Here is a 22,421-nt window from a genome sequence, read left to right as displayed (position 1 = left end):
ACAAAAATAGAAATACAAATACGAATTAATTAATCAATCAATCAAATATGACAACACTACTATTAGCTGCACAAGCAGCAGGCGGAGGAACAGGCATGCTCATCTTCATGGTGGCCATGCTGGCTATCATGTGGCTATTCATGATTCGTCCACAACAAAAGAAACAAAAGGAGATACGCAACTTCCAAAACGCCTTGCAGGAAGGCTCAAAGGTGATCATTAACGGCGGCATCTACGGCACCGTGAAGCGCATTGACCTCACCACGAACAAGGTGGACGTGGAAATCGCACGCGGCGTTACCGTGCAGGTTGACCGCAACTTCCTCTATGCCGACGCAGCGTCGCAGAACGCAGTAAAGGCTTAACCACACACGCACATGCTCAACCAGCTCAAGCGTATTACCGCACCCATCAGGAATTTCTTGCTCGACTTGGTGTCCAAGCGATTCCTGGTGTTTTTGTTTTTCCTATTTCTCAGTGCGGCGTTCTGGCTTTCCATGACGCTCGATGAGATGTACGAAAAAGAAATTCCCGTGCCCATACGCTTGGTCAACGTGCCCAAGAACATCATCATCACCACCAACATGCCAGACACCGTCATCGTGACGGTACGCGACAAGGGATTTGCCTTCATCGGCTATTTCACGGGTGAACCGTTCCGACCCATCAACCTCAACTTCTCCACCTACGCCAACGAAAGCGCAGGAAGGGGAAATGTACCCCTGGCCGACGTGCAGAACATCTTGTACCAACGTCTGGCCACGTCTTCCAGAATCACCGCACTGAAGCCCGACCAGCTGAAATTCTACTTCAACTTTGGACAGTCGAAGACCCTGCCAGTTCGTGCGAACGGCATCATGACACCTGCCAAAAACTACTATCTGGCACGCGTGAGCTTCTGGCCCGAAAAGGTGACAGTGTATGCGCAGCAAAGCAAACTGGACAGCTTGAGGTACATCATGACCGAGAAACTGAACCTCACCAATTTCACGGACACGCTGATTCGACAGGTCAACCTGCAGAAAATCATTGGCGTGAAGACCGTACCGGAGAAAGTGAAGATAGGGCTCTTCCCCGACATCCTCACCGAAGAGAGCATCGAGGTACCCATCAAGGCCATCAACATGCCGAAAGGAAAGACGCTGCGCACCTTCCCATCCAAGGTAAAGGTGCTGTTCAACATCGGTGTTACGGCATTCAGGAAAATCAATGAAAAGCAATTCGAGGTGGTGGTCGACTACAACGAGCTGCAGGCAAATCCTTCGGACAAATGCGCCTTGCACCTGAAAACCGTCCCCGCTGAGGTACGACAAGCGCGGTTGGAAATGAACCAGATAGACTATCTCGTCGAACAACAATAACCACCCATGCAACCAACGGTGCGATGAACAACAGGAAAAGTATTGTCGCCCTCACGGGTGGCATCGGGTCGGGCAAGAGTTATGTCTGTCAATTGCTCAGGCAGCATGGCATCGTCGTCTACGATTGTGATGAGGCGGCCAAACGGCTCATGCGAGAAGATGGTCAGCTGCGGCAACAACTTACACAACTGGTGGGACCGGATGTGTACGAGGGAACGAAACTTCAGAAGTCGGTGCTCGCCCAATTTCTGCTGGCATCAGAGGCCAACAAGCAAGCGGTCAACGACATCGTTCACCCCGCCGTGGCTACCGACTTTCTACAGTCGCCGTTGCAGTGGATTGAGAGTGCCATCTTGTTTGACGCTCATTTCGACCGCCGCATCACGCCCGACAAGGTGATATGCGTCACGGCACCACTGGAGATTCGTGTGGAACGCATCATGCGGCGCGACGGAATCAGCCATGAAAAGGCCACGGCATGGATTAACAGTCAGATGCCACAAGAAGAGATGGTCCGACTGAGCGACGTGGAACTCGTCAACGATGGAAAAGCTAATTTACCCCAACAAATAGAGAAAATTTTAGAACAACTGCACCACAACCACATCCTTATAATATAAGGTGTACAGGGTTGCGGGGTGGTACATGTATCATCTATCAAACGAAAATTAACGAATAACAATGGAAACAATTCTTTCAATCGCAGGTAAACCAGGACTTTATAAATTGGTGTCACGCGGAAAAATGAACCTCATCGTCGAATCGCTCGATGAAACACGTCGCCGCATGCCGGCCTTCTTCACCGACAGGGTCACCAATCTCGGCGACATCGCCATGTACACCGACGCCGATGACGTACCTTTGTGGAAAGTACTCAAGGGTGTGGGCGAACAGGAACAAAACAAGCTGGTGTCGTTCAACTACAAGAAAGCCAACAGCAAAGAACTGCGCGAATATTTCGCCAAGGTGTTGCCGTCATTCGATCAGGATCGCGTTCACGACAGCGACATCAAGAAACTGCTGCAGTGGTACGACATCCTCGTGAAGAACAACATGACTGACTTTGAAACCCTTCTCGCACCCGAAAAGAAAGAGAACGACGAGGAAGCAACCGAATAGGAAACACGCTGAGAGAACAAAATAGGACATCATTCACGTTATTTAACATTCCTGCGTGCAATGATTTAGGTTTGTCGGTTGTTTACTTTTCAGAAGTATCGCTTGTTTGTCAACGACACCACCACAACATGGATGGCCGTACTGACAAACAATGACTCGTCAAACATTAAATAAAAAGGAAATGAACAAAATGAAGAAAAATGTAGGAATGACATGGCTGTTAGCGGCATGTCTTACTCTGGGTGTAACCTCGTTAACCTCTTGTCTTGGCTCCAATGAAGACAACCAGGTAAAGATTACGAAAGAAGAGGTACAATTGGCTTTTGCCAAGGTGAAGGGTAAGCATACCGGCAAACTGATTTACCCACAGCGTGAAGTGAAGAGTGCCACTGACCGCACTGATACGCTGGACATCTCGTGGTCGCTGACAACAGACAGCACGATGGTCATCCACAACTTCCCAGTCAAGGCTTTAGCAGAGAATGTGACCAACACCGACTTGCGGAAACTACTGCTCACGGCACCCGCCCAAGACTTGAAGTGCAACATCGGGTTTTATAGCGTGTCGCCCATAGCTTTTGTCATACAGCCTACCCGACTGACCTACCAGTTGGATGACCATGGGGTGAGCAAGAAGTATGAGGTGGGATTCTATTACAACATCACGGGGTCGATTGGTGTTTACTATGAGAAGAACGGACACACAAGCATGACTATGCAGATTGTACAGGCAGTCATCCGAGAAGAAGGAAAAGAAAAGGAATTCTTCCAACAAGGCATTCCTTTGATTTTATCTGAGAAGAAAAAGAAGTAAAAATATTCCCTGGGGCCGCAAGGCACCCAGGGAATATTTTTTTGGGGAATAGGCTTTCGCTAGATTTTCTAGGACCCCTAGATTTCATAGAATTCCTAGGCTCCCTAGAATCCCTAGGAGTCCTAGTTTTCCTAGTGCCCCTAGGATTCCTAGGATTATTTTTTATCCCAAGCTCTGCTTGATGTCATCCAGCAAATCATCCACGTCCTCGATGCCCACAGACAGGCGAATGAGGGTGGGGTCGATGCCTGAGGCGCGCAACTGCTCGTCACTCAGCTGGCGATGAGTGTGGCTGGCGGGATGCAGCACGCAGGTACGACTGTCGGCCACGTGGGTGGCAATGTTGATGAGCCGCAGCGAGTCCATGAACTTCACGGCCGTCTCGCGGTCACCCTTCAGACCGAAGGCTATCACGCCGCACGAACCGCCCGGTAGGTATTTCTGTCCCAAGGCGTAATGCGGGTCGCTCTTCAGTCCGCAGTAGTGAACCCATGCCACGTGCTCATCTGCCTCAAGGAACTCGGCAATGCGCTGAGCGTTCTGACAGTGACGGGCCATGCGCAGGTGCAGCGTCTCCAAGCCTAAGTTGAGCAAGAAGGCGTTCTGCGGCGATGGGATGGAACCAAGGTCGCGCATGAGTTGTGCCACCAACTTGGTGAGGTAGCCCATCTTGCCGAAATCCTTCGCATACGTCAATCCGTGATATGAATCATCGGGCAGACACAGTCCAGGGAACTTGTCAGCATGTGTCATCCAATCGAAGTTTCCGCTGTCCACCACCACTCCTCCTACGGCGGCCGCATGACCGTCCATGTATTTGGTGGTAGAGTGCGTCACGATGTCGCATCCCCACTCAAAAGGCCTACAGTTAATGGGTGTGGCGAAGGTGTTATCCACGATGAGCGGCACGCCGTTGCGATGGGCGATGCGCGCAAACTTCTCGATATCCAGCACGCGGCATCCTGGGTTAGAGATAGTTTCGCCGAACATGGCGCGCGTGTTGGGGCGGAAAGCCTTCTGTATCTCCTCTTCCGATGCGTCCTGGTCGATAAAGGTGCAGTCGATGCCCAGTTTCTTCATCGTCACACCAAAGAGGTTGAACGTTCCGCCGTAGATCTCGGTGGAAGCCACGATGTGCGACCCAGCCTCGCAGATATTAAACACGGCGTAGAAGTTGGCGGCCTGTCCGCTCGAAGTGAGCATGGCACCCACGCCTCCTTCAAGGGCTGCTATCTTCTGTGCCACGGCGTCGTTGGTGGGGTTGGCCAAACGGGTGTAGAAGTAGCCCGATTTCTTCAGGTCGAAGAGCTGTGCCATCTCCTCGGTGTTATCATATTTGAAAGTGGTACTCTGATAAATAGGGGGTTGAACGGGTTGTCCGTTTTGTGGCTTCCATCCTCCGCGGATGCAGAGGGTTGCCGGTTTCAATTTCTTTTCCATAACGTCTCTTTGTTGATTGATTTGTAAAAATAGAACGTGCCTCAACAAAGAAAAAAAACTTTCCCCTGCATTCGGCTGTCTCTAATTTTGGTGCAAAATTAATATATTTTTTTTGCATGGAGCAAAAACAAACCACAAAACCAGTCGCCACACCTCCCACTAACAACTTATGTTGGATGCGTTAGAGAAAGCCGCCATCAGCAATCCCCCCCATCCATTTTGCTCCTTCAAAACCTATCGCTTGGGTTCGACCCACTGCAATGCTTTTTCTACCTTTGACCCTCGGAGAGATGAGCGAAGGTAGGCAACGACCGCGCGCTGTACTCTCATTCACTAAAAATAATTTTTATCATGAAAACACACATGCTTAGCGAGCATTTCTCGCTACGAGAGTTCACAGCTTCGGCAACGGCCGAAAAGTATCACATCAACAACACGCCCGACGCCCAGGCCTTGGAGAACATGCGCCTGCTGTGTCGCCAGGTCCTCGAGCCCTTGCGCCACCGCTTCGGCCCCATCTACATCAACAGCGGCTATCGGTGCGAACTGCTCAACAACCTGCTACACGGCGTAGGCAACTCGCAACATCTCTTTGGCGAAGCTGCCGACATCCGTCTGCCTAATGAGCAGACCGGTCAGGCGTACTTCGACTTCATCCTACTGCACTGCCCCTTCGACCAGCTGCTCTTTGAGTACAGTCGTTTTGGGCGCATCTGGCTCCATGTGAGTTGCAAGCGTCATCCCGGAGAGAACCGCAGAATGGCCCGAAGACGGTACCAGGTTTAACGCCTGGAACCATTCTTCTTCTGATTTGTTCAACCACATATATAATAAGGTGTATTTTGCAAAAAACACGGTTTCAACATGATTATGTGAAAAGAATCCTGTATTTTTGCATAAGATAGGCATCGCCTCAACAAAGTAAACAAGTTTCCTTTGTTTTCGGCTTGCACTATCTTTGCATAAAATACAACGATTATGTGGTTGAACATTTTATGGATGATTGCCGGCATCGCCCTGGTGTTATGGGGTGCCGACCGACTGACCGACGGTGCCGTTGCTATTGCAGAACGCATGCACATGTCGCAAATAGTAATTGGACTGACGATTGTGGCCATGGGAACCTCCATGCCCGAGTTTTTTGTCAGTCTGCTATCCGCCTTGAAGTCCACGCCCGACATGGCGGTGGGCAACGTCGTGGGGTCCAACATTTTCAACTCCCTGCTCATCGTGGGTTGCGCCGCCTTGGTGGCGCCGATGACCATTCTGAAATCAACGGTGAAGCGGGACATCCCATTTGCCTTTGTGGCTTCGTGGGTGTTGCTGATGCTGTGCCTCGACCGCCATCTCTCGCGCATCGACGCAGGCGTGCTCTTCGCTATGTTCTTGCTGTACATGTATTTCACCCTCAAGGGAGCCAAGCAAGAACCCGACGAGAATGAAGAGGCGCAAAAGAACTATTCTCTCCCAAAATCTATTTTTTTCCTGCTGTTGGGTTTGGGCTGTCTGGTCTTTGGCAGCAACCTGTTTGTCGATTCGGCCACGGTGATTGCTAAGTCAATGGGCGTGAGCGATGCCGTCATCGGTCTGACCATCATTGCCGGCGGAACCTCGATGCCCGAGCTGGCCACCAGCGTGGTGTCGGCTCGCAAGGGACAGAGCGGCATAGCCATTGGTAACGTGTTGGGGTCTAACGTGTTCAACATCATGATGATTCTGGGCATCACCGGCCTCATCAGTCCGATGCAGCTCAAGGGTATCACCAACCTCGACCTTTCGATGCTGATTATCTCCATGGTGATGCTCTGGCTGTTCTCGTTCACCAAATACACCATTGCCCGCTGGGAGGGTGCCGTGCTCACCGTGGTGTTCCTGGGCTACATGAGTTACCTGGTAGCAGGAGCTTGAGGAACCGTAGGGGCGTGAGTCATCACGTTGCGCAAACCGTAGGGGCGCAATAAATCTTCTCTATGTAATCATCGAACTGCGCGAGGGGTCAAGCTGGTCGTTGTGCCAGCGGTGGAAGTTCTCGCGCGTCTTCCTGCCCTTGCGCAGCAGAGCCAGCAGATGACATTTGGCATCCGAAATGTCCTTGATGGGCTTGCCCTGCGAATGGCGCAGCATGCGGAACCACTGCAGGCAATAGTAGCGGGTGTGGGCGCTGCGGTAGACGCACAGTCCGGTGAGCGTCTCCAGACTGTGCATGAACACGGCATCGCCAAACAATGCGTTGAGAACGCCCTTCTCCACCGCCTCCACATCCGCCGCAGATGGGCGGCCGGCAACAGCATGCTCCTTAGCCGCCAAAGTCATGCGGTTTGGACGCTTATCTGTAAGAGATTGGGCATCAACCAACATGCTATTGCCTGCCCGTTCACAAACAGGCGTTTGGGAAGCGCTTTGAGCCGATGGTTGAGCTGCTGATTGTTCTTCCTGTTGCGATGCAGGTTGAGCATCCGGCTGCGTGGCAGGTCGCGATTCCGGTTGACAGGCCTGGCGTGTCGGAAACGTTTCCCGATTTTTATTTTTAAAATTTCCGTCGGCGGCGTCGGCTCTTTTTTTCTCCGTCGTCGGATTATTAGTATCATCAGTATTATTAGTATTATCAGTATTATTAGTATATAAGGGCGAGTCCTGATTATCAAGCACTTGCGAGGGGGTAAATTGATTGTTCGTTGAATGTTGAACGAATAATGAATGCTCCAAGTAGGGACAATAAAAGAATTTTTGATCCACGATTTCGAAGATTTTATAGTCGGAAATGATGTGCATCAAATACGTTTTTGACTTACGGCAGTCGTGTGCGATGTTTTTCAATGCGGCGAGGTATCCCGTTCCCTTGGGACAGGTGCGCAGGTAGCGCATCAAGGCCAACACGCATCCTTCGCCGGTACACCCTTCGATGGCCCGCATCTCCATGTACACGGGTGCCTCGAAAAAATTCAATTCTAATTTAAGATATGCTTTCATGGTAATTAAAGAGCCTCTCCCCCACCCCCTCCCCAAAGGGGAGGGGAGTAGATAGACAGGTTTGTGAGTTTTTTAGTTTATAAGTTTATAAGTTTATAAGTTCTTTAGTTTACGAGTTGACAAGTTGACGAGTTAATAGTTCAGCTAATCACTCCCCTCCCCTTTGGGGAGGGGCCGGGGGAGAGGCTGCCGGTGGAGAGGCCGTTCCTTGATAAATCTTCCCAGCGGCTCTTCGCCCTGCTCCATGAGGTGTCGGCAGCGGGTGAGGAGCATCAGGTCGGGGTTCTTGCGCTTCCGCACATTATTCATTACCGTATTAGGTTTGCGGGGCGAGGGCAAGTTGAGCCGCTCGCAAAGAAGGTTGACGGTGGTGCTGAAGTTGAGCACCTGTCCGTGTTCATCGATGGTCAGACCGTCGTACCACATCATGTGGACCAGTTCAACCAAGTCGGACACAGTGCCCAACCACCGCACCTGGCTGCCTTCTGGCAACCTCATCAACCTTTCAAACGTGTTTCTCATGGCATCTTTTGCCTGTTTTTGTGTGATTTCCATTTTTACTTTACAGTTTATATATACTTGATTATCCTATGTCAAAAAAAGTTTGCTGTCATCCCTACCCGCCCTTCGTTCATCTACTCTGTGAACCGAACATGATGCATCACGCACCTACGCTGGAGAAATCAGGGATGTGCCTTTCCTCATTTGCAAAGATACTGTTGATTTGCGCAAGATTTGTTCCATTTACAGAGTTTAAATAGGCAGAATTATTAAATTGTGTTCAAACCCTTTGTACATGCGCATTTAGCCGTCTATCACTACCAAGCGCTTGTATAAAAAGAAGTCATCTGCTTGATTGATAACGGTTTACATATAAACGAGCACCATCATTTGGAACTATTATTTCCAAGGTATAGTGAATGAAAGTGAAAAAGAGTGAGCAGATTCTACGGCAAGACGCATCAGTTTAAAAGAAGTCGCCTTCAGGGCAATAGGCAAAGGTGTTTTTTCTTGCTTTTATTTGCAAAAAATATCTATCTTTGCATACAGCAAAACGGCAGGATAAACCAGCTGAACAAAGACACCACATGGACAAAACACAACGAAAACCTATATTAAGGAAGCCTCGCTGGCTGTACACCCGAATAGAGGGTGGCGAGAAATACGGCATGGTGGAAGACACCATCGCACAAAACGGACTGCACACTATTTGCAGCAGTGGCAAATGCCCCAACAGGGGACACTGCTGGAAACACGGCACGGCCACCTTCATGATTTTAGGCGACCGCTGCACGCGCGCCTGTCGCTTCTGCGCCACGATGACGGGGCATCCACTGCCACCCGATGGCACGGAACCGATAAAGATTGCCCGATCGGTGAAGGCGATGGGACTGAAACATGCTGTGATTACCTCGGTTGATCGTGACGACCTGCCCGACAAGGGGGCGGCTCACTGGGCCGAAACCATCCGAGAGGTGCGCCGTCTGTGCCCCAACACCATCATCGAGATACTCATTCCCGACTACCGGGGCCGAAAGCTTCAAACCGTGCTGGATGCCCAACCCGACATCGTGGGACACAACCTGGAAACGGTTGAACGGCTCGCGCCATCTGTCCGCAGTAGGGCCACCTACCGCAACAGTATGGCGGTGCTGCAAGAGATTGCCGCGGCTGGATTCATCGCCAAGACGGGCATCATGGTGGGATTGGGCGAACAGCCCGACGAGGTGACGCAGTTGCTACGCGATGCTCGTGAGGCGGGCTGCCGCATGCTGACCATCGGACAGTACCTGCAACCCTCATCCGCCCAGCTTGACGTGGTGGAGTACGTTCATCCCGACACCTTCGCCCTGTACAAACAGCAGGCGTTGGAGTTGGGCTTCGACCATGTGGAGAGCGGTCCGCTGGTGCGCTCATCGTATATGGCCGAGCAATCGTTCGTGAGCATGATGGTCAAGAGCAACGACACGCACAGCGATGCCTCACAAGCGTCTGCGAACAGACAAGCGTGAAGGTGACAGGCGCGCATGTTGACAAAAACTCTTTGAAACCCAAACAAACACGAGGAATCATATACATGATTGACAACATGCCGGAACACAACAAACAATTGACAGTACACATTATATAATAAAAAGAAACAATATGAAAACAAAAATGCTCCTACTGGCCATGACGCTGGCCGGCAGTTTGACAGTACATGCCAAGGACAACGACCAGGCACCCGCACCGGTGACGCCCATCCCTACCGAGCATCAGGTGAGGTGGCAACAGATGGAGACATACGCGTTTGTACACTTTGGTCTGAACACGTTCAACGACCGCGAATGGGGTTACGGCGACTGCAAATTGGAAACCTTCAATCCCACCAGGCTCAACTGTGAACAATGGGCGCAAACCTTTGTCAAAGCGGGTCTGAAGGGTGTCATCATCACAGCCAAACATCACGACGGCTTCTGTCTGTGGCCCACCAACTACACCGACTATAGCATACGCAACACGCCTTACAAGGATGGCAAGGGCGACGTGGTGGGCGAGCTGGCGGCGGCATGCAAGAAGTATGGACTGAAACTGGGCGTGTACCTCTCACCCTGGGACAGACACCAGGCTTTCTACGGCACACCGTTTTATGTAGACTACTTCTACCACCAGCTGCGTGAGCTGTTCACACACTACGGCGACATCTTCGAGATTTGGTTCGATGGAGCCAACGGCGGCGATGGATGGTATGGCGGCGCCAAGGACACGCGCACCATCAACCGCCGCACCTACTACCAATACGATCGCGCCTACCAGCTGATTGACGAGCTGCAACCGCAGTGCATCGTGTTCTCAGACGGGGGGCCTGGCTGTCGGTGGGTGGGCAACGAGCGGGGATATGCGCATGCCACCAACTGGTCGTTCTTGCGCCGAGGCGAGGTGTTCCCTGGCTATGAGAAATATTACGAACTGCAACAGGGACATGCCGATGGCAACCAATGGGTGCCGGCAGAATGCGACGTGTCCATCCGACCGGGCTGGTTCTACCATGAGCGCGAGGACAACAAGGTGAAATCGGTAGACCATCTCACCGACCTATATTATCGCAGTGTGGGACACAACGCCAACTTACTCATCAACTTCCCTGTTAACAAGGAGGGGCGCATTCATCCCACCGACTCGGCCCGCATCATCGCCATGCATCAACGGGTGACGAACGAACTGGCGGACAACCTTCTGCGGGGCGCACGCATCAAAGCGTCTGACGAGCGGGGAAGACGGTTTGGCGTGAAGGCCCTGACTGACAATAACTACGACACCTATTGGGCCACCCATGACAGTGTGCGCAGTGCCACGCTCAGCATCCGTTTCCCCCGTGCCACACGGCTCAACCGCCTGCTGCTGCAAGAGTACATCCCGCTGGGACAGCGCGTCAAGAGCTTCACCGTGGAGTACCGATCGGGCAAGCAGTGGCTACCCATCCGGCTCAACGAAGAGACCACCACCATTGGCTACAAACGACTGCTGCGCTTCAAACCAATCACCACTCGGCAGCTGCGCATCCGCTTTAACGATGCGCGGGGATGCCTCTGCATCAGTGAGATAGGCGCTTACCATGCTCCCAACGCCCAAGAAAGTTTCGAGTTGAAGGAAGCCGACCTGAAGGGTTATGCGTATACCCAAGTGCCCGGCACGGCAGAGAATGAGGTGTTGATGGATTTGGGACAGAGCCGCACCGTGAGTTCACTGCACTACCTACCAGCACAAAACGGCATCGCAACCCATTACGAGATACTCGTTGGCGACGACCCTACACAGCTGCGAACCCTCACCACGGGCGAATTCTCGAACATCCGCAACAACCCCATCCGACAGGATGTATACCTCACCCCCACCCCCGCCCGCTACATCATGCTGCGTGCCCTTCGAACGGTTGACGACAGTAAGCGCCTACTGTTCGACAAACTGGTGGTGAGATAGATTGCAAGGTTACGAGTTGACGAGTTGACAAGTTGACGAGTTGATGGTTCATGGGCTGAGAGGCTCACGAGAAAGCTATCAGCTCGTCAGCTTGTTTGTTAATCTGTTTGTTTGCCAGCTTGCTTGTTTTCCAGCTTGTTTGTTTATTAGCTTGTTTGTTTATTAGCTTGTTTGTTTATTAGCTATTCTTTACAAAAACTGATAACTAATTGGTTATTTTTATGCAAGTTAATTATCTAAAAAGATAATCTATCTCATCAATTTATAGACAAAGTTTTCCAAAACTTTTTGTAACTTGCTGTTTATAAAATGATTAACTTTTATTAACCTGATAAAAGTTATCTAAAATGATTTTTCAATGAAATAATTATTATCTTTGCAAAGCAATCAAGAAGATAGTAAGCAAGCACAAAGTTTTCTACTTAGAAACATCCTAGAAAGCTAGTGATTCTAGAAAAACTAGAAATCCTAGGGAACATAGAAACCCTAGAAGACCTAGGAAACCTAGGAATCCTAGAATCCCAAGAAACCTAGAAAAACTTGTCAACTAAAAAAACTCATAAACTCGTAACTATCAACTCGTAAACTTGTCAACTCGTAAACTCGTAAACTAAAAACACATGATTCAAACCATAGTGAAGCGCGACGGACGCATAGTAGGCTTCAACGACCAAAAAATCATGGCTGCCATCCGAAAGGCCATGCTACACACCGAAAAAGGTGAAGACGAACGACTCATACAGCAAATCACCGACCATATCTCAGTGCACGGAAAACCACAAATGTCGGTGGAGGACATCCAAGACGCTGTAGAAATGGAACTCATGAAGAGTGCCCGCAAAGACGTGGCACAGAAGTACATTGCCTATCGCAACCAGCGCAGCATTGCACGCAAGGCAAAGACACGCGACGTGTTCTTGGACATCGTGAACATCAAAAACAACGATGTGACACGCGAGAACGCCAACATGAACGCTGACACGCCAGCAGGCATGATGATGAAGTTCGCCTCGGAAACCACCAAACCTTTTGTGGACGACTATCTGCTGTCAGAGCAAAGTCGTGAGGCAGTGGCACACAATCTGCTGCACGTACACGACAAAGACTACTACCCCACCAAGTCGCTCACCTGCTGCCAACACCCATTAGATCACATCCTGCAACATGGGTTCACCGCTGGACACGGCTCTTCCAGACCAGCCAAGCGCATCGAGACAGCCGCCGTGCTGGCGTGCATCTCCTTGGAGTGCGCACAAAACGAGATGCACGGTGGACAAGCCATCCCTGCCTTCGACTTCTATCTCGCCCCCTTCGTGCGCTCCTCGTATATAGAAGAGGTGAAAAATCTGGAAAATCTCTATGGTGACAACTTCGAGCACCTCTACCAAACCGAGATAGACGACTACATCGACCGCCCACTCAACGGACTGAAAGGTGATGCACGCATCAAGCAACATGCCATCAACCGCACCGTGGCACGCGTTCACCAGTCGATGGAAGCCTTCATCCACAACATGAACACCATCCACTCGCGTGGAGGAAACCAAGTAGTGTTCTCGTCCATCAACTACGGTACGGACACCTCTGCCGAAGGGCGTTGCGTGATACGCGAATTGCTCAACAGCACCTACCAAGGCGTGGGCAACGGTGAGACTGCCATCTTCCCCATACAGATTTGGAAGAAGAAACGAGGCGTGAGCTATCTGCCCAATGACCGCAACTACGACCTGTACTGTTTGGCGTGCAAGGTGACGGCACGGAGATTCTTCCCCAACTTCCTGAACCTTGATGCCACCTTCAACCAACATGAGCTGTGGCGCGCCGACGACCCCAAGCGATATATGTACGAAATGGCAACCATGGGATGTCGCACCCGTGTGTTTGAAAACAGATACGGCATGAAAACCTGCGTGGGCAGGGGCAACCTGTCGTTCTCCACCATCAACATCGTGCGACTTGCCATTGAGTGCATGGACATCAAAGACAAAGAGCAACGCATCGCCAAGTTCTTCGCCAAGCTCGATGACATGCTGGAAATCACCGCCAAGCAACTCGACGACCGCTTCCAGTTCCAAAAGACAGCCTTCGCCAAGCAGTTCCCCTTGCTGATGTCAAAACTGTGGGGTGGTTGCGAACAGCTGGAACCAAATGACACCATAGAGAGCGTCATCAACCAAGGCACCTTGGGCATTGGGTTCATCGGATTGGCAGAATGTCTCGTGGCACTCGTGGGAAAGCACCACGGTGAGTCGGAAGAAGCACAAGCGTTGGGCATCAAAATCGTGACCTACATGCGCGACCGCTCCAAAGACTTCTGCGAGCAGTACCAACACAACTACAGCATCCTCGCCACACCTGCCGAAGGACTGGCTGGAAAGTTCACCAAGAAGGACCGCAAGGAGTTTGGCGCACTGCCAGGCATCACCGACCGTGACTATTACACCAACTCTAACCATGTACCCGTGTACTACAAGTGCAGCGCACGCCACAAGGCTGAGATAGAAGCTCCCTACCACGACCTGACCCGTGGTGGTCACATCTTCTACGTGGAGATAGACGGAGACGCTACGCACAACCCACAAGTCATCATGAACGTGGTAGACATGATGGATCGTTACAATTTGGGCTACGGCAGCGTGAACCACAACCGCAACCGCTGCATGGACTGCGGATACGAGAACGCTGATGCACACCTCGACACCTGTCCTAAGTGCGGCAGTCATCACATCGACCGTCTGCAACGCATCACAGGCTACCTCGTAGGCACTACCGACCGCTGGAATGCTGGCAAGTTAGCAGAGCTCAACGACAGAGTGACACACGAGTAGAAAGAGCGGGCTCTCCCCCAGTGGCCTCTCCCCCGACCCCTCCCCGAGGGGGAGGGGAGTAGATAGCTGGCTTGTTAGTTTACCAGTTGACAAGTTGACAAGCCTATAAGTTAATAGTTCAACTAATCACAAAGTTCAATGTTCAATGTTCAATGTTCAAAGTAAGCACTGTTCAAAGTTCAAACCTCAAAGTTCAAAGTAATCCGCTAACCACTCCCCTCCCTTTTGGGGAGGGGTCGGGGGAGAGGCCGCCGTTGGAGAGGCCGCTCCGTATATTATGCTATCCATCCTATCCATTCTCGAAGACACCACGGTAGACGGACCGGGCTTTCGCACCACCGTCTACTGTGCGGGATGCCCTAACGCCTGCCCGGGTTGTCACAACCCACAGACATGGGACATCCACAACGGACAATGGATGCAAGTAGAAGACATCATGCGAGTGATAGAGGCAGACCCCTTTGCCAACGTCACGTTCTCGGGAGGCGACCCCATGTTTCAAGCCGAAGGGTTTGCAGAATTGGCACACGCCATAAAGACACGAACCAACAAAAACATCTGGTGCTACACGGGCTTTACCTTCGAAGCGCTCATCAAGAATCCGCAACAACGCCAACTCCTCGAGTGGATAGACGTGTTAGTAGACGGTCCGTTTGTGGAAAAGCTCAAAGACCCTGACTTGCTCTTCCGTGGCAGCTCCAACCAACGCATCATCAACGTACCACTATCACTACAGCAAGGCAAGGTGGTGCTGTGGGAACAAGAAGACAACATGCTGACACGATGACAAAGACGGCGGCTCGTACGCCAAGCGGCATCGACTCCATCGAAAAGACTGCTCATCAAGACCATCTGCCCATATACAACCTTCGTGGTGTGAAGGTGGGCACAGGCTGGAAAGCCCTCCAGCATTTGCCAAAGGGTATATATATCATAGGTGGAAAGAAAGTGGCAAGATAAATACCCACTTTTAGGTATTGCAAAACTTCTTCACACCTCGTACCTTTGCAGCAAATAAATACAAGAGTATGATTAAACGAAAGTACCATATTATATATATGGGTATACACCCCTCCACTATCGAAGCGCACTGTTCAAGAAAAGAACAGTGCGTTTTTTTTATGAACAAAATTGAACAACGTTCACTATTAACCCTTTACCCTAAATATGCAAACTCTGAAAGATGACATTCGGCAGCGCATCATCGCTACCGCTCGTGCAGAATTTATCGAACATGGTGTACGCTGCACCTCCATCCGCACAGTGGCTCGCAAGTCAGGTGTCGCTGTAGGAAACCTATACAATTACTTCAAGAGCAAGGACGAACTGTTTTGCGAGGTGCTGCGGCCTCTCACCAAGGCATTGAACAAACACATCCTGTCGCACAATGACGAAAAGTTCCTGTCGATAGACGTGTTCAACATGCGGCAACACCAAATAGATTACATCTTTGCTATGCTTGCCATCATCAAAGACTTTCGCCCAGAGCTTCGACTACTCCTATTCAACTCAGAGGGTACGTCGCTACAAGGATATAAAGACAAGATGGTGGACAGACAGATGAAAGTGGGCATGGAATACCTGCGACTGATGAAAGAACGCTATCCACATCTCAACGCCAACATTTCGCCATTCTTGGTTCACATCAATTGCTCTACATGGATAACCGTTTTCTGCGAGATTGTAGAACACGAAGATTACAGCGACGAGGATATCAAAGTTGCCTTGGAGCAGTACATGGACTTTAGCATGGCAGGTTGGAAAGCATTACTGAAACCATAAGGACTAATTATTAAAAGACGATAATATATGATGAAAACTCTCAAACGTTTAGGAGCTTACATGGGAGGGCGCAAATACTTGCTGCCATGCTCCGTAGCACTGTCGGCAGTCAACGGACTGCTGTCGCTTGTCCCATTCATACTTTTGTGGCTCGTGGTGCGCACACTACTTATCACCAAGGGCAACCTCTCAGACACACCCCTTATAGACTATGCTCTATGGGCTTTTGTCATATCGGTGGCAAACCTGTTGCTCTACTTTTTGGCACTGATGCTCTCTCATCTTGCAGCATTCCGTATCGAAACCAACATGAGGCGCAAAGCGATGCAACGGCTAATGCGTGCACCATTGGGCTATCTTGATGAACAAAACACGGGGCGTATGCGCAAAATCATTGATGAGGATTCGGGACAGACCCATACTTTTGTGGCACACCTGCTACCCGATGTGGCGAGCTGTGTCGTTGCTCCGATAGGTGTTATCATACTGTTATTCGCTGTGGATTGGCAGTTGGGTGCGGCTGCAATGATACCTCTCATTGGCGCGATAGGCATTATGGGATATATGATGAACCCGAAGAACAACCAGTTTCAAAGGCTCTACCTTGATGCGCAGGAGAAGATGGGGGCAGAGGCAGTGGAATATGTCAGAGGTATTCCCGTGGTCAAGGTGTTCCAACAAACGGTCTTCTCGTTCAAACGCTTCTACGATAGCATTATCAGCTACCGCGACCTTGTCATCAAGTGTACGCTTGTATGGCGCACGCCAATGTCATTTTATATACTGGCTATCAATGCCTTTGCCTTCATCCTCGTTCCTACTGCTATTATCCTGATAGGACACGGTGGAGATACCACCACAATTATTGCCAACGTGATACTTTATGTGGTGATTGCACCGCTCATCGCTTCCAACGTGATGAAAGCCATGTATCTCAGTCAGGACCTGTTCATGGCAAACGAGGCTGTGGAACGATTAGAGCAGCTCACTGATATTGCACCGCTCTCGCAGCACGACGAGCCAAAACGGGCAGAAGCGTATGACATTCGTTTCAACGATGTTTCGTTCCGATATGAGGGAGCGGAAAAAGATGCAGTGAGTCATATCAACCTTACCATTCCCGAAGGAAAGACCGTTGCGCTTATAGGAGCGTCGGGCAGCGGAAAGACCACGATAGCAAGATTGATACCCCGTTTTTGGGACGTACGTCATGGCAGTGTTACCATAGGAGGCATAGACGTGAGGGATATGCGCAAGGACGAACTGATGCGCAACGTGTCGTTCGTCTTCCAAAACACCCGTCTATTCAAAACTTCGCTCATCGAAAACCTACGTTACGGCAATCCTGATGCAACAACCGAGCAGATTAACCGTGCCATCGACCTCTCACAAAGTCGCGAGATTATCGACCGGCTGCCACAGGGATTGGATACCGTTATCGGTGCCGAAGGCACTTATCTTTCGGGAGGTGAGCAGCAGCGGATTGTTCTTGCCCGTGCCATTCTGAAAGATGCTCCTATCGTCGTACTCGATGAGGCAACCGCCTTTGCCGACCCCGAAAACGAACAGCTTATCCGTAAGGCACTGGCACATCTCACCCAAGGAAAAACCGTGCTGATGATAGCTCATAGACTTACCACTGTGCAAGATGCCGACAGTATCGTAGTTGTGGACAATGGCGAGATTGTCGAACAGGGAACGCACAAGGAACTATTGAGTGAGGAAAAGTATTACCACCGTATGTGGAATGAATATCAACAATCCGTTTCGTGGAAACTATCATCTATTAAAAGTCATAAAGTCATAAAGTCATGATTAAATATTTTCAAAACCGTTTCGCTCTTACGGAAAAAGGGGCAAAGGACTTGCGGCAAGGCATCATCTTCTCGACACTGCTCAACCATGTGCTGATGCTGCCACCCACTTATTTGTTTTTCTTCCTGATGGAGTATCTCGATAATATGCCAAGGAATGCCCCTCATACGTTGTGGTTTTATCTCCTCGTGGCAGCAGGGTTAATGGTCGTGATGCTCATCGTGATTCGTCGGCAATACGACAGCACCTATACCACCGTATATAATGAGAGTGCGCAACGCCGTATCTCCTTAGCCGAGAAACTGCGCCGTTTGCCTCTCGCCTTCTTTGGTGAGCGCAATCTCTCCGACCTCACTGCCACTATTATGGAAGACTGCACACAATTGGAAACAACGTTCTCGCACGCCATTCCCCAACTATTTGCTTCTATGGTAAGCATTGTCATTATCGCAGCGGGAATGTTCTGTTACGACTGGCGATTAGCCATCGCTGTGTTTTGGGTAGTACCTTTTGCCTTGGTGGTGCTATTAGTTTCACGAAATCGAATGGACAAGGCTTTTACACGTATCTACCACATCAAACGAGGAGTGAGCGAACAGATACAGGAAGGACTGGAATGTGTGCAGGAAATCAAGTCGTACAATGGCGAGGACGAATATAACCAGCGGTTCGACCAGCGATTAAAAACATTAGAAAAAGGACTTGTTGCCGTTGAACTCTTGGCAGGTGTTTTTGTCAACATCTCCGCTGTACTGCTTAAATTAGGCATGCCTACCGTCATCGTTGTAGGCGCATGGATGCTTCAGCGTGGCGACGTGTCGGTGTTCGTCTATTTGGCGTTCCTCCTTGTCTCGGCAATGGTTTATAATCCTATTCTTGAAGTATGCAATCACCTTGCTATTCTTACTTTTCTCGATGTACGCATCAAACGAATGAAAGAGATGGAGGCAATGCCCATACAGACGGGCAACACAGAGATGGAAGTTTCGAACTATGACATTGAGTTCCACAACGTCAGCTTTTCCTACGAAACAGACAAGCAGGTGCTTCACAATGTTTCATTCACTGCCCGACAGGGCGAGATAACCGCACTCGTTGGTCCATCTGGTGGTGGCAAGAGTACCACCGCCAAGCTCGCTGCACGTTTTTGGGACATCAATAGCGGGAAGATAACACTGGGCGGACACGACATCTCTGACATAGAGCCAGAGACGTTGCTCAAAAATTACGCCGTAGTGTTCCAAGACGTGATGCTCTTCAATGCCTCTGTTGCCGACAACATACGCATAGGAAAGCGCGACGCCACCGATGAGGAAGTAAGGCATGTGGCACGGTTGGCACAGTGCGATGACTTCATCAATCGTATGCCACAAGGCTACGACACGGTGATAGGCGAAAATGGGGAAACCCTTTCGGGTGGGGAGCGGCAGCGTATCTCCATAGCCCGTGCACTCTTAAAAGATGCTCCTGTCATCCTCTTGGATGAAGCAACCGCCAGCCTTGATGCCGAGAACGAGACAAAGATTCAGGCTGGTATCTCCGAACTGGTGCGCAACAAGACCGTCATCATCATTGCACACCGCATGCGCACCGTATTGGGTGCCGACCACATCATAGTACTCTCGGGCGGAACAGTCGTGGAACAGGGTACACCCGATGAACTAATGGCACACAATGGGACTTTTGCACAAATGGTGAGACTGCAACAAGAAAACAAAGCATAAAAACACTATAAAACAACGGTTGCAAAAAAACAATTGGATTTTTGCAGCCGTTGTTTTTGTGTATGCGATAAATATCTTATAAATTATAATTATCCAAACGATCAAAAACAGTTCCCATTTCCGAGCATCCTTGCGTCGTACATTGAGTTACATCGAAAGGTGTCGCATTGCTTCTTGCATCTTTCAACCATGATTCCAATCGTTTGTAGATATCGGGATTAGAGTTGTAATATTCTTCTGTTTTCTCGTATTTCGATAATGGCAAATTCTTTCTCAAATCCTCTTTAAGTCCTGCATAGTCGGCATAAAATTTCCTTGTGGGATTGAAGTGCAACAGATACCAATACTCCAAACAGGGATTATTCACAATCACAAGAAGTTTCTTCATCCATCCGCAATTTCTTGCCGGTTTGCCCTGCTGGGCATTCAAATACTTTTCATATTGATTTTTGAAGTTATTGAGTTCGCTTTTGCTTTTCAACACCTCATCCAAATCTATAATGAGCAATACCATGGAGTTTTCTGCCTCCACTTTCGTCTTTGCCAAATCAAACAATTCCACAACTTTCTTCTTGCTTGGAAGTTCAGGTTTAATGGAAATATATTTCAAGACTGTACATGAATAGTGCTTCTTCACTTTCTCCATATACCATTTTTCATCCTTCCCATCCACAATTACTGCAATGGAGGTTCGCCCTTTTCGTTTATTTATCCTTCTGCTCATCGGTATCCTCCTTTATTGGGTGTGCGATATATGTGTCCGAGAGTTTAGGGATGCCGCCCAATCTCCCGGAACGATAGGCATTATAACGATTTGTGGAATTGCGAAGCACGTCGCTGCCAAAGTCGGCAAGCGAATAAAGTTCGGTAGAACCGACCTTCGATTTTTCTGTAAACCATACCGAATCATCTCGGAAAGTATTACGGTCTTCGAGAAATTCTCTTATGTGTGTGGTGAAAAGCAACTGCGATTCCTTGGCATTGGCAAGGTAAGTCATCACAAAGTGCATATACAAATCGGGATGCAGTTTGTTTTCCAATTCATCTATCGCAACGAAATGCGGATGTCCTACCAACTGCAACAGAATGCCCGACAACTCGAAATATCGATGCGTTCCGCTTGATTCTTTCTCATATTCGAAAGCTATTTGCTTGTCTTTGCCAGAGTGAATCATCGATATTTTATATTCCGTACTCACGGGACTTTCTTTGAGATGTTGCTTCAAGGCATTAGGAGCTTTGTTATCGTTCATAATGCGCTCAACCAATTCGGCAGGCAACAGCTCCTCTTTCTTTTCCAAGTCAAAATCGCACACACCGACATCTGCCTTGTGAAGCAAATCTACCACTGCTTCTTTCTTAATCCGGTGATCTGCTATTAAGTCTGCAACATACATCATCAGATTTTGGTCATTAGTTGTTACATTGGGCATTAGATATTCGTTAGCCCAGTTTACCAAGCCTGCCAGCCAAGGCACATCTACATTACTATATTGAAATGCTCCGAACACAGTACGGTTATGCAGTAGGTTTCCTGTCAGCACAGTCCTAACTTTTGCCGAACGATACTTTTCACCTAATTTCAAGGTCGCCACCATCGTCTTGGCATCCGTGATACGAGTAAACACTTCATGGGAACGCAATTCTCCAAAAGGGTGTGCAGTCAACGACTCATAACTAACTATAGAATTGTTGAATTTTACCTCATAACAATATTTGTTCTCTCCACATAGGAAGTTCATTTTGAGTTCTGTATCCTTCTCTCTACAATTATCATCAAGGGCAAAACAATCCGTATCTATGGTATCCGACTTGTTTTCACAAGGTTGCAAAATAAGTCGACGCATCAAACGAAATGCTTTCAGCACGTTGCTTTTACCCGAGGCATTGGCACCAAGGATTATACCGAGTTTTAATACTCTGTACTTATCTTTTTTGATAACGAAGTAGTCCTCTAAGTGTTTGTCGTTAGTTGCTTCAAACGAAAGGGTCTGTGTTTCGTTGATTGACTTGAAATTGGTTACTGAAAAATCTAAAATCATAGCGGAATCCCCTAATAAAATAATGCTGTTATCGAAATAACTGGTGGCAAAAATAATACTTTTTCTTCAACTAAACAAGGTGAAAGGATTAAAATTGTAGTTGAAATGCAAAAAACAGATATTCAGCAATTAAAAACAGAATGAGTATAACTTGTTTTTTGAATGATAATTGACAACAAAATATTTGAAAGGGTTGACCGCATTGCTGCGATCAACCCTTTTAAGATATCATTTTCCTTTTGGGGGGAATAAAGCTGAGAGAATCTACTTTATCCTCTCCACAGTCAATCCGCCCGGCTCGCCGGGCTGTATGGCGAACCGCACCTCGGTCAGCCTACCGTCCTTCACCGTGAGCCAGTAGAGGTCCTACGGCTCGTCGGCGAGATATACTTGGTAGGCGCACTCCGTGTCTGTACCTGCCGCCAGTACGGTGAATTTAACCGCCCCAACGGTGAAGTGCGAACTCTGCTCGTACTCGGCGATCAATGTCTTGAGCCTCGCCAGCTCCTCGGCGTGCGGGTCGGCAAGGTCGCCGTACTTTCTGAACAGCTGGTACACCTCTTGGG

The 22,421-nt window shown here is 49.4% G+C and carries 21 protein-coding genes; 15 read left to right on the top strand and 6 right to left on the bottom strand.

Annotated features, from left to right (window positions below):
* The first annotated feature begins 47 nt into the window (after positions 1-47).
* From yajC to HMPREF1254_RS08265, 5 genes are all read left to right on the top strand, one after another.
* A complete protein-coding gene (gene yajC / locus HMPREF1254_RS08285; RefSeq protein ID WP_023058174.1) occupies positions 48-365 on the top strand; it encodes a preprotein translocase subunit YajC in 318 nt (105 codons plus the stop codon).
* 12 nt (positions 366-377) lie between these two features.
* Positions 378-1,361: a CdaR family protein gene (locus HMPREF1254_RS08280; protein ID WP_023058171.1), complete on the top strand. Its 984-nt coding sequence runs from the start codon at positions 378-380 to the stop codon at positions 1,359-1,361.
* Between the two features lie 23 nt (positions 1,362-1,384).
* On the top strand, positions 1,385-1,981 hold the full coding sequence (gene coaE / locus HMPREF1254_RS08275) for a dephospho-CoA kinase (RefSeq protein WP_023058144.1): 597 nt from the start codon (positions 1,385-1,387) through the stop codon (positions 1,979-1,981).
* A 61-nt stretch (positions 1,982-2,042) separates the two neighbouring features.
* Positions 2,043-2,480, top strand: a complete 438-nt coding sequence (locus HMPREF1254_RS08270; RefSeq protein WP_023058167.1) for a DUF5606 family protein — start codon at positions 2,043-2,045, stop codon at positions 2,478-2,480.
* Between the two features lie 190 nt (positions 2,481-2,670).
* Entirely contained in the window at positions 2,671-3,294 is a 624-nt protein-coding gene (locus tag HMPREF1254_RS08265; RefSeq protein WP_196806304.1) for a DUF4840 domain-containing protein, read from the top strand.
* Positions 3,295-3,456: 162 nt separating this feature from the next.
* Here HMPREF1254_RS08265 and HMPREF1254_RS08260 read toward each other — a convergent pair whose 3' ends face one another.
* Positions 3,457-4,734, bottom strand: coding sequence for an O-acetylhomoserine aminocarboxypropyltransferase/cysteine synthase family protein (locus tag HMPREF1254_RS08260; protein WP_023058207.1), 1,278 nt, complete (start codon positions 4,732-4,734; stop codon positions 3,457-3,459).
* Positions 4,735-5,085: 351 nt separating this feature from the next.
* Here HMPREF1254_RS08260 and HMPREF1254_RS08255 point away from each other — a divergent pair, with 351 nt between their 5' ends.
* Both HMPREF1254_RS08255 and HMPREF1254_RS08250 read left to right on the top strand, forming a co-directional pair.
* Positions 5,086-5,520 (top strand): D-Ala-D-Ala carboxypeptidase family metallohydrolase, encoded by a 435-nt coding sequence (locus HMPREF1254_RS08255; protein ID WP_023058212.1) that lies wholly within the window; start codon positions 5,086-5,088, stop codon positions 5,518-5,520.
* A 192-nt stretch (positions 5,521-5,712) separates the two neighbouring features.
* Positions 5,713-6,642, top strand: coding sequence for a calcium/sodium antiporter (locus HMPREF1254_RS08250; protein ID WP_023058156.1), 930 nt, complete (start codon positions 5,713-5,715; stop codon positions 6,640-6,642).
* A 60-nt stretch (positions 6,643-6,702) separates the two neighbouring features.
* Here the strand turns inward: HMPREF1254_RS08250 and HMPREF1254_RS08245 are convergent, their stop codons facing one another.
* Positions 6,703-7,704: a PT domain-containing protein gene (locus HMPREF1254_RS08245; RefSeq protein ID WP_036880185.1), complete on the bottom strand. Its 1,002-nt coding sequence runs from the start codon at positions 7,702-7,704 to the stop codon at positions 6,703-6,705.
* Positions 7,705-7,848: 144 nt separating this feature from the next.
* Positions 7,849-8,259, bottom strand: coding sequence for a hypothetical protein (locus tag HMPREF1254_RS08240; RefSeq protein ID WP_023058129.1), 411 nt, complete (start codon positions 8,257-8,259; stop codon positions 7,849-7,851).
* A 533-nt stretch (positions 8,260-8,792) separates the two neighbouring features.
* Between HMPREF1254_RS08240 and lipA the strand changes: the two genes are divergently transcribed.
* From lipA to HMPREF1254_RS08205, 8 genes are all read left to right on the top strand, one after another.
* On the top strand, positions 8,793-9,716 hold the full coding sequence (lipA, locus tag HMPREF1254_RS08235) for a lipoyl synthase (RefSeq protein WP_023058226.1): 924 nt from the start codon (positions 8,793-8,795) through the stop codon (positions 9,714-9,716).
* A 133-nt stretch (positions 9,717-9,849) separates the two neighbouring features.
* Entirely contained in the window at positions 9,850-11,664 is a 1,815-nt protein-coding gene (locus tag HMPREF1254_RS08230) for an alpha-L-fucosidase (RefSeq protein ID WP_023058178.1), read from the top strand.
* Positions 11,665-12,284: 620 nt separating this feature from the next.
* The gene (locus HMPREF1254_RS08225) at positions 12,285-14,492 is read left to right on the top strand and encodes an anaerobic ribonucleoside triphosphate reductase (protein ID WP_023058222.1); all 2,208 of its coding nucleotides are present in this window, start codon (positions 12,285-12,287) and stop codon (positions 14,490-14,492) included.
* Positions 14,493-14,769: 277 nt separating this feature from the next.
* On the top strand, positions 14,770-15,279 hold the full coding sequence (gene nrdG, locus HMPREF1254_RS08220) for an anaerobic ribonucleoside-triphosphate reductase activating protein (RefSeq protein ID WP_023058205.1): 510 nt from the start codon (positions 14,770-14,772) through the stop codon (positions 15,277-15,279).
* Complete coding sequence (locus tag HMPREF1254_RS12055; RefSeq protein ID WP_023058196.1) at positions 15,276-15,452, top strand: hypothetical protein; 177 nt, start codon at positions 15,276-15,278, stop codon at positions 15,450-15,452. The genes nrdG and HMPREF1254_RS12055 overlap by 4 nt, the downstream gene beginning before the upstream one ends.
* A gap of 207 nt (positions 15,453-15,659) precedes the next feature.
* Complete coding sequence (locus HMPREF1254_RS08215; RefSeq protein ID WP_023058162.1) at positions 15,660-16,274, top strand: TetR/AcrR family transcriptional regulator; 615 nt, start codon at positions 15,660-15,662, stop codon at positions 16,272-16,274.
* A 27-nt stretch (positions 16,275-16,301) separates the two neighbouring features.
* Positions 16,302-18,089: an ABC transporter ATP-binding protein gene (locus HMPREF1254_RS08210; RefSeq protein WP_023058163.1), complete on the top strand. Its 1,788-nt coding sequence runs from the start codon at positions 16,302-16,304 to the stop codon at positions 18,087-18,089.
* Positions 18,086-19,813 (top strand): ABC transporter ATP-binding protein, encoded by a 1,728-nt coding sequence (locus HMPREF1254_RS08205; RefSeq protein WP_023058202.1) that lies wholly within the window; start codon positions 18,086-18,088, stop codon positions 19,811-19,813. The genes HMPREF1254_RS08210 and HMPREF1254_RS08205 overlap by 4 nt, the downstream gene beginning before the upstream one ends.
* Positions 19,814-19,889: 76 nt before the next feature.
* On the opposite strand, the gene HMPREF1254_RS08200 is transcribed toward HMPREF1254_RS08205, so the two are convergent.
* The 3 genes from HMPREF1254_RS08200 to HMPREF1254_RS08190 all read right to left on the bottom strand — a co-directional run bounded on the left by HMPREF1254_RS08200 (position 19,890) and on the right by HMPREF1254_RS08190 (position 22,413).
* Entirely contained in the window at positions 19,890-20,537 is a 648-nt protein-coding gene (locus HMPREF1254_RS08200; protein ID WP_081699057.1) for an RloB family protein, read from the bottom strand.
* Complete coding sequence (locus HMPREF1254_RS11495) at positions 20,518-21,855, bottom strand: AAA family ATPase (protein WP_023058151.1); 1,338 nt, start codon at positions 21,853-21,855, stop codon at positions 20,518-20,520. The genes HMPREF1254_RS08200 and HMPREF1254_RS11495 overlap by 20 nt, the downstream gene beginning before the upstream one ends.
* A gap of 366 nt (positions 21,856-22,221) precedes the next feature.
* Positions 22,222-22,413, bottom strand: coding sequence for a hypothetical protein (locus HMPREF1254_RS08190; protein WP_023058165.1), 192 nt, complete (start codon positions 22,411-22,413; stop codon positions 22,222-22,224).
* Positions 22,414-22,421 lie beyond the last annotated feature (8 nt).

It is taken from the genome of Prevotella sp. BV3P1 (assembly GCF_000479005.1).
Classification (GTDB): Bacteria; Bacteroidota; Bacteroidia; order Bacteroidales; family Bacteroidaceae; genus Prevotella.
This window is presented reverse-complemented; position numbering and strand designations above follow the sequence as displayed.

What these genes read in the sequence shown, in the direction of transcription:
- coaE (WP_023058144.1), top strand. Translation starts at nt 1,385, where the DNA reads ATGAACAACAGGAAAAGTATTGTCGCCCTCACGGGTGGCATCGGGTCG.
- HMPREF1254_RS08245 (WP_036880185.1), bottom strand. Translation starts at nt 7,704, where the DNA reads ATGAAAGCATATCTTAAATTAGAATTGAATTTTTTCGAGGCACCCGTG.
- HMPREF1254_RS08230 (WP_023058178.1), top strand. Translation starts at nt 9,850, where the DNA reads ATGAAAACAAAAATGCTCCTACTGGCCATGACGCTGGCCGGCAGTTTG.
- HMPREF1254_RS08205 (WP_023058202.1), top strand. Translation starts at nt 18,086, where the DNA reads ATGATTAAATATTTTCAAAACCGTTTCGCTCTTACGGAAAAAGGGGCA.
- HMPREF1254_RS08280 (WP_023058171.1), top strand. Translation starts at nt 378, where the DNA reads ATGCTCAACCAGCTCAAGCGTATTACCGCACCCATCAGGAATTTCTTG.
- HMPREF1254_RS08250 (WP_023058156.1), top strand. Translation starts at nt 5,713, where the DNA reads ATGTGGTTGAACATTTTATGGATGATTGCCGGCATCGCCCTGGTGTTA.
- HMPREF1254_RS08260 (WP_023058207.1), bottom strand. Translation starts at nt 4,734, where the DNA reads ATGGAAAAGAAATTGAAACCGGCAACCCTCTGCATCCGCGGAGGATGG.
- nrdG (WP_023058205.1), top strand. Translation starts at nt 14,770, where the DNA reads ATGCTATCCATCCTATCCATTCTCGAAGACACCACGGTAGACGGACCG.
- HMPREF1254_RS08200 (WP_081699057.1), bottom strand. Translation starts at nt 20,537, where the DNA reads ATGAGCAGAAGGATAAATAAACGAAAAGGGCGAACCTCCATTGCAGTA.
- HMPREF1254_RS08215 (WP_023058162.1), top strand. Translation starts at nt 15,660, where the DNA reads ATGCAAACTCTGAAAGATGACATTCGGCAGCGCATCATCGCTACCGCT.
- HMPREF1254_RS08240 (WP_023058129.1), bottom strand. Translation starts at nt 8,259, where the DNA reads ATGGAAATCACACAAAAACAGGCAAAAGATGCCATGAGAAACACGTTT.
- HMPREF1254_RS12055 (WP_023058196.1), top strand. Translation starts at nt 15,276, where the DNA reads ATGACAAAGACGGCGGCTCGTACGCCAAGCGGCATCGACTCCATCGAA.
- yajC (WP_023058174.1), top strand. Translation starts at nt 48, where the DNA reads ATGACAACACTACTATTAGCTGCACAAGCAGCAGGCGGAGGAACAGGC.
- HMPREF1254_RS08210 (WP_023058163.1), top strand. Translation starts at nt 16,302, where the DNA reads ATGATGAAAACTCTCAAACGTTTAGGAGCTTACATGGGAGGGCGCAAA.
- lipA (WP_023058226.1), top strand. Translation starts at nt 8,793, where the DNA reads ATGGACAAAACACAACGAAAACCTATATTAAGGAAGCCTCGCTGGCTG.
- HMPREF1254_RS08265 (WP_196806304.1), top strand. Translation starts at nt 2,671, where the DNA reads ATGAAGAAAAATGTAGGAATGACATGGCTGTTAGCGGCATGTCTTACT.
- HMPREF1254_RS11495 (WP_023058151.1), bottom strand. Translation starts at nt 21,855, where the DNA reads ATGATTTTAGATTTTTCAGTAACCAATTTCAAGTCAATCAACGAAACA.
- HMPREF1254_RS08255 (WP_023058212.1), top strand. Translation starts at nt 5,086, where the DNA reads ATGAAAACACACATGCTTAGCGAGCATTTCTCGCTACGAGAGTTCACA.
- HMPREF1254_RS08270 (WP_023058167.1), top strand. Translation starts at nt 2,043, where the DNA reads ATGGAAACAATTCTTTCAATCGCAGGTAAACCAGGACTTTATAAATTG.
- HMPREF1254_RS08225 (WP_023058222.1), top strand. Translation starts at nt 12,285, where the DNA reads ATGATTCAAACCATAGTGAAGCGCGACGGACGCATAGTAGGCTTCAAC.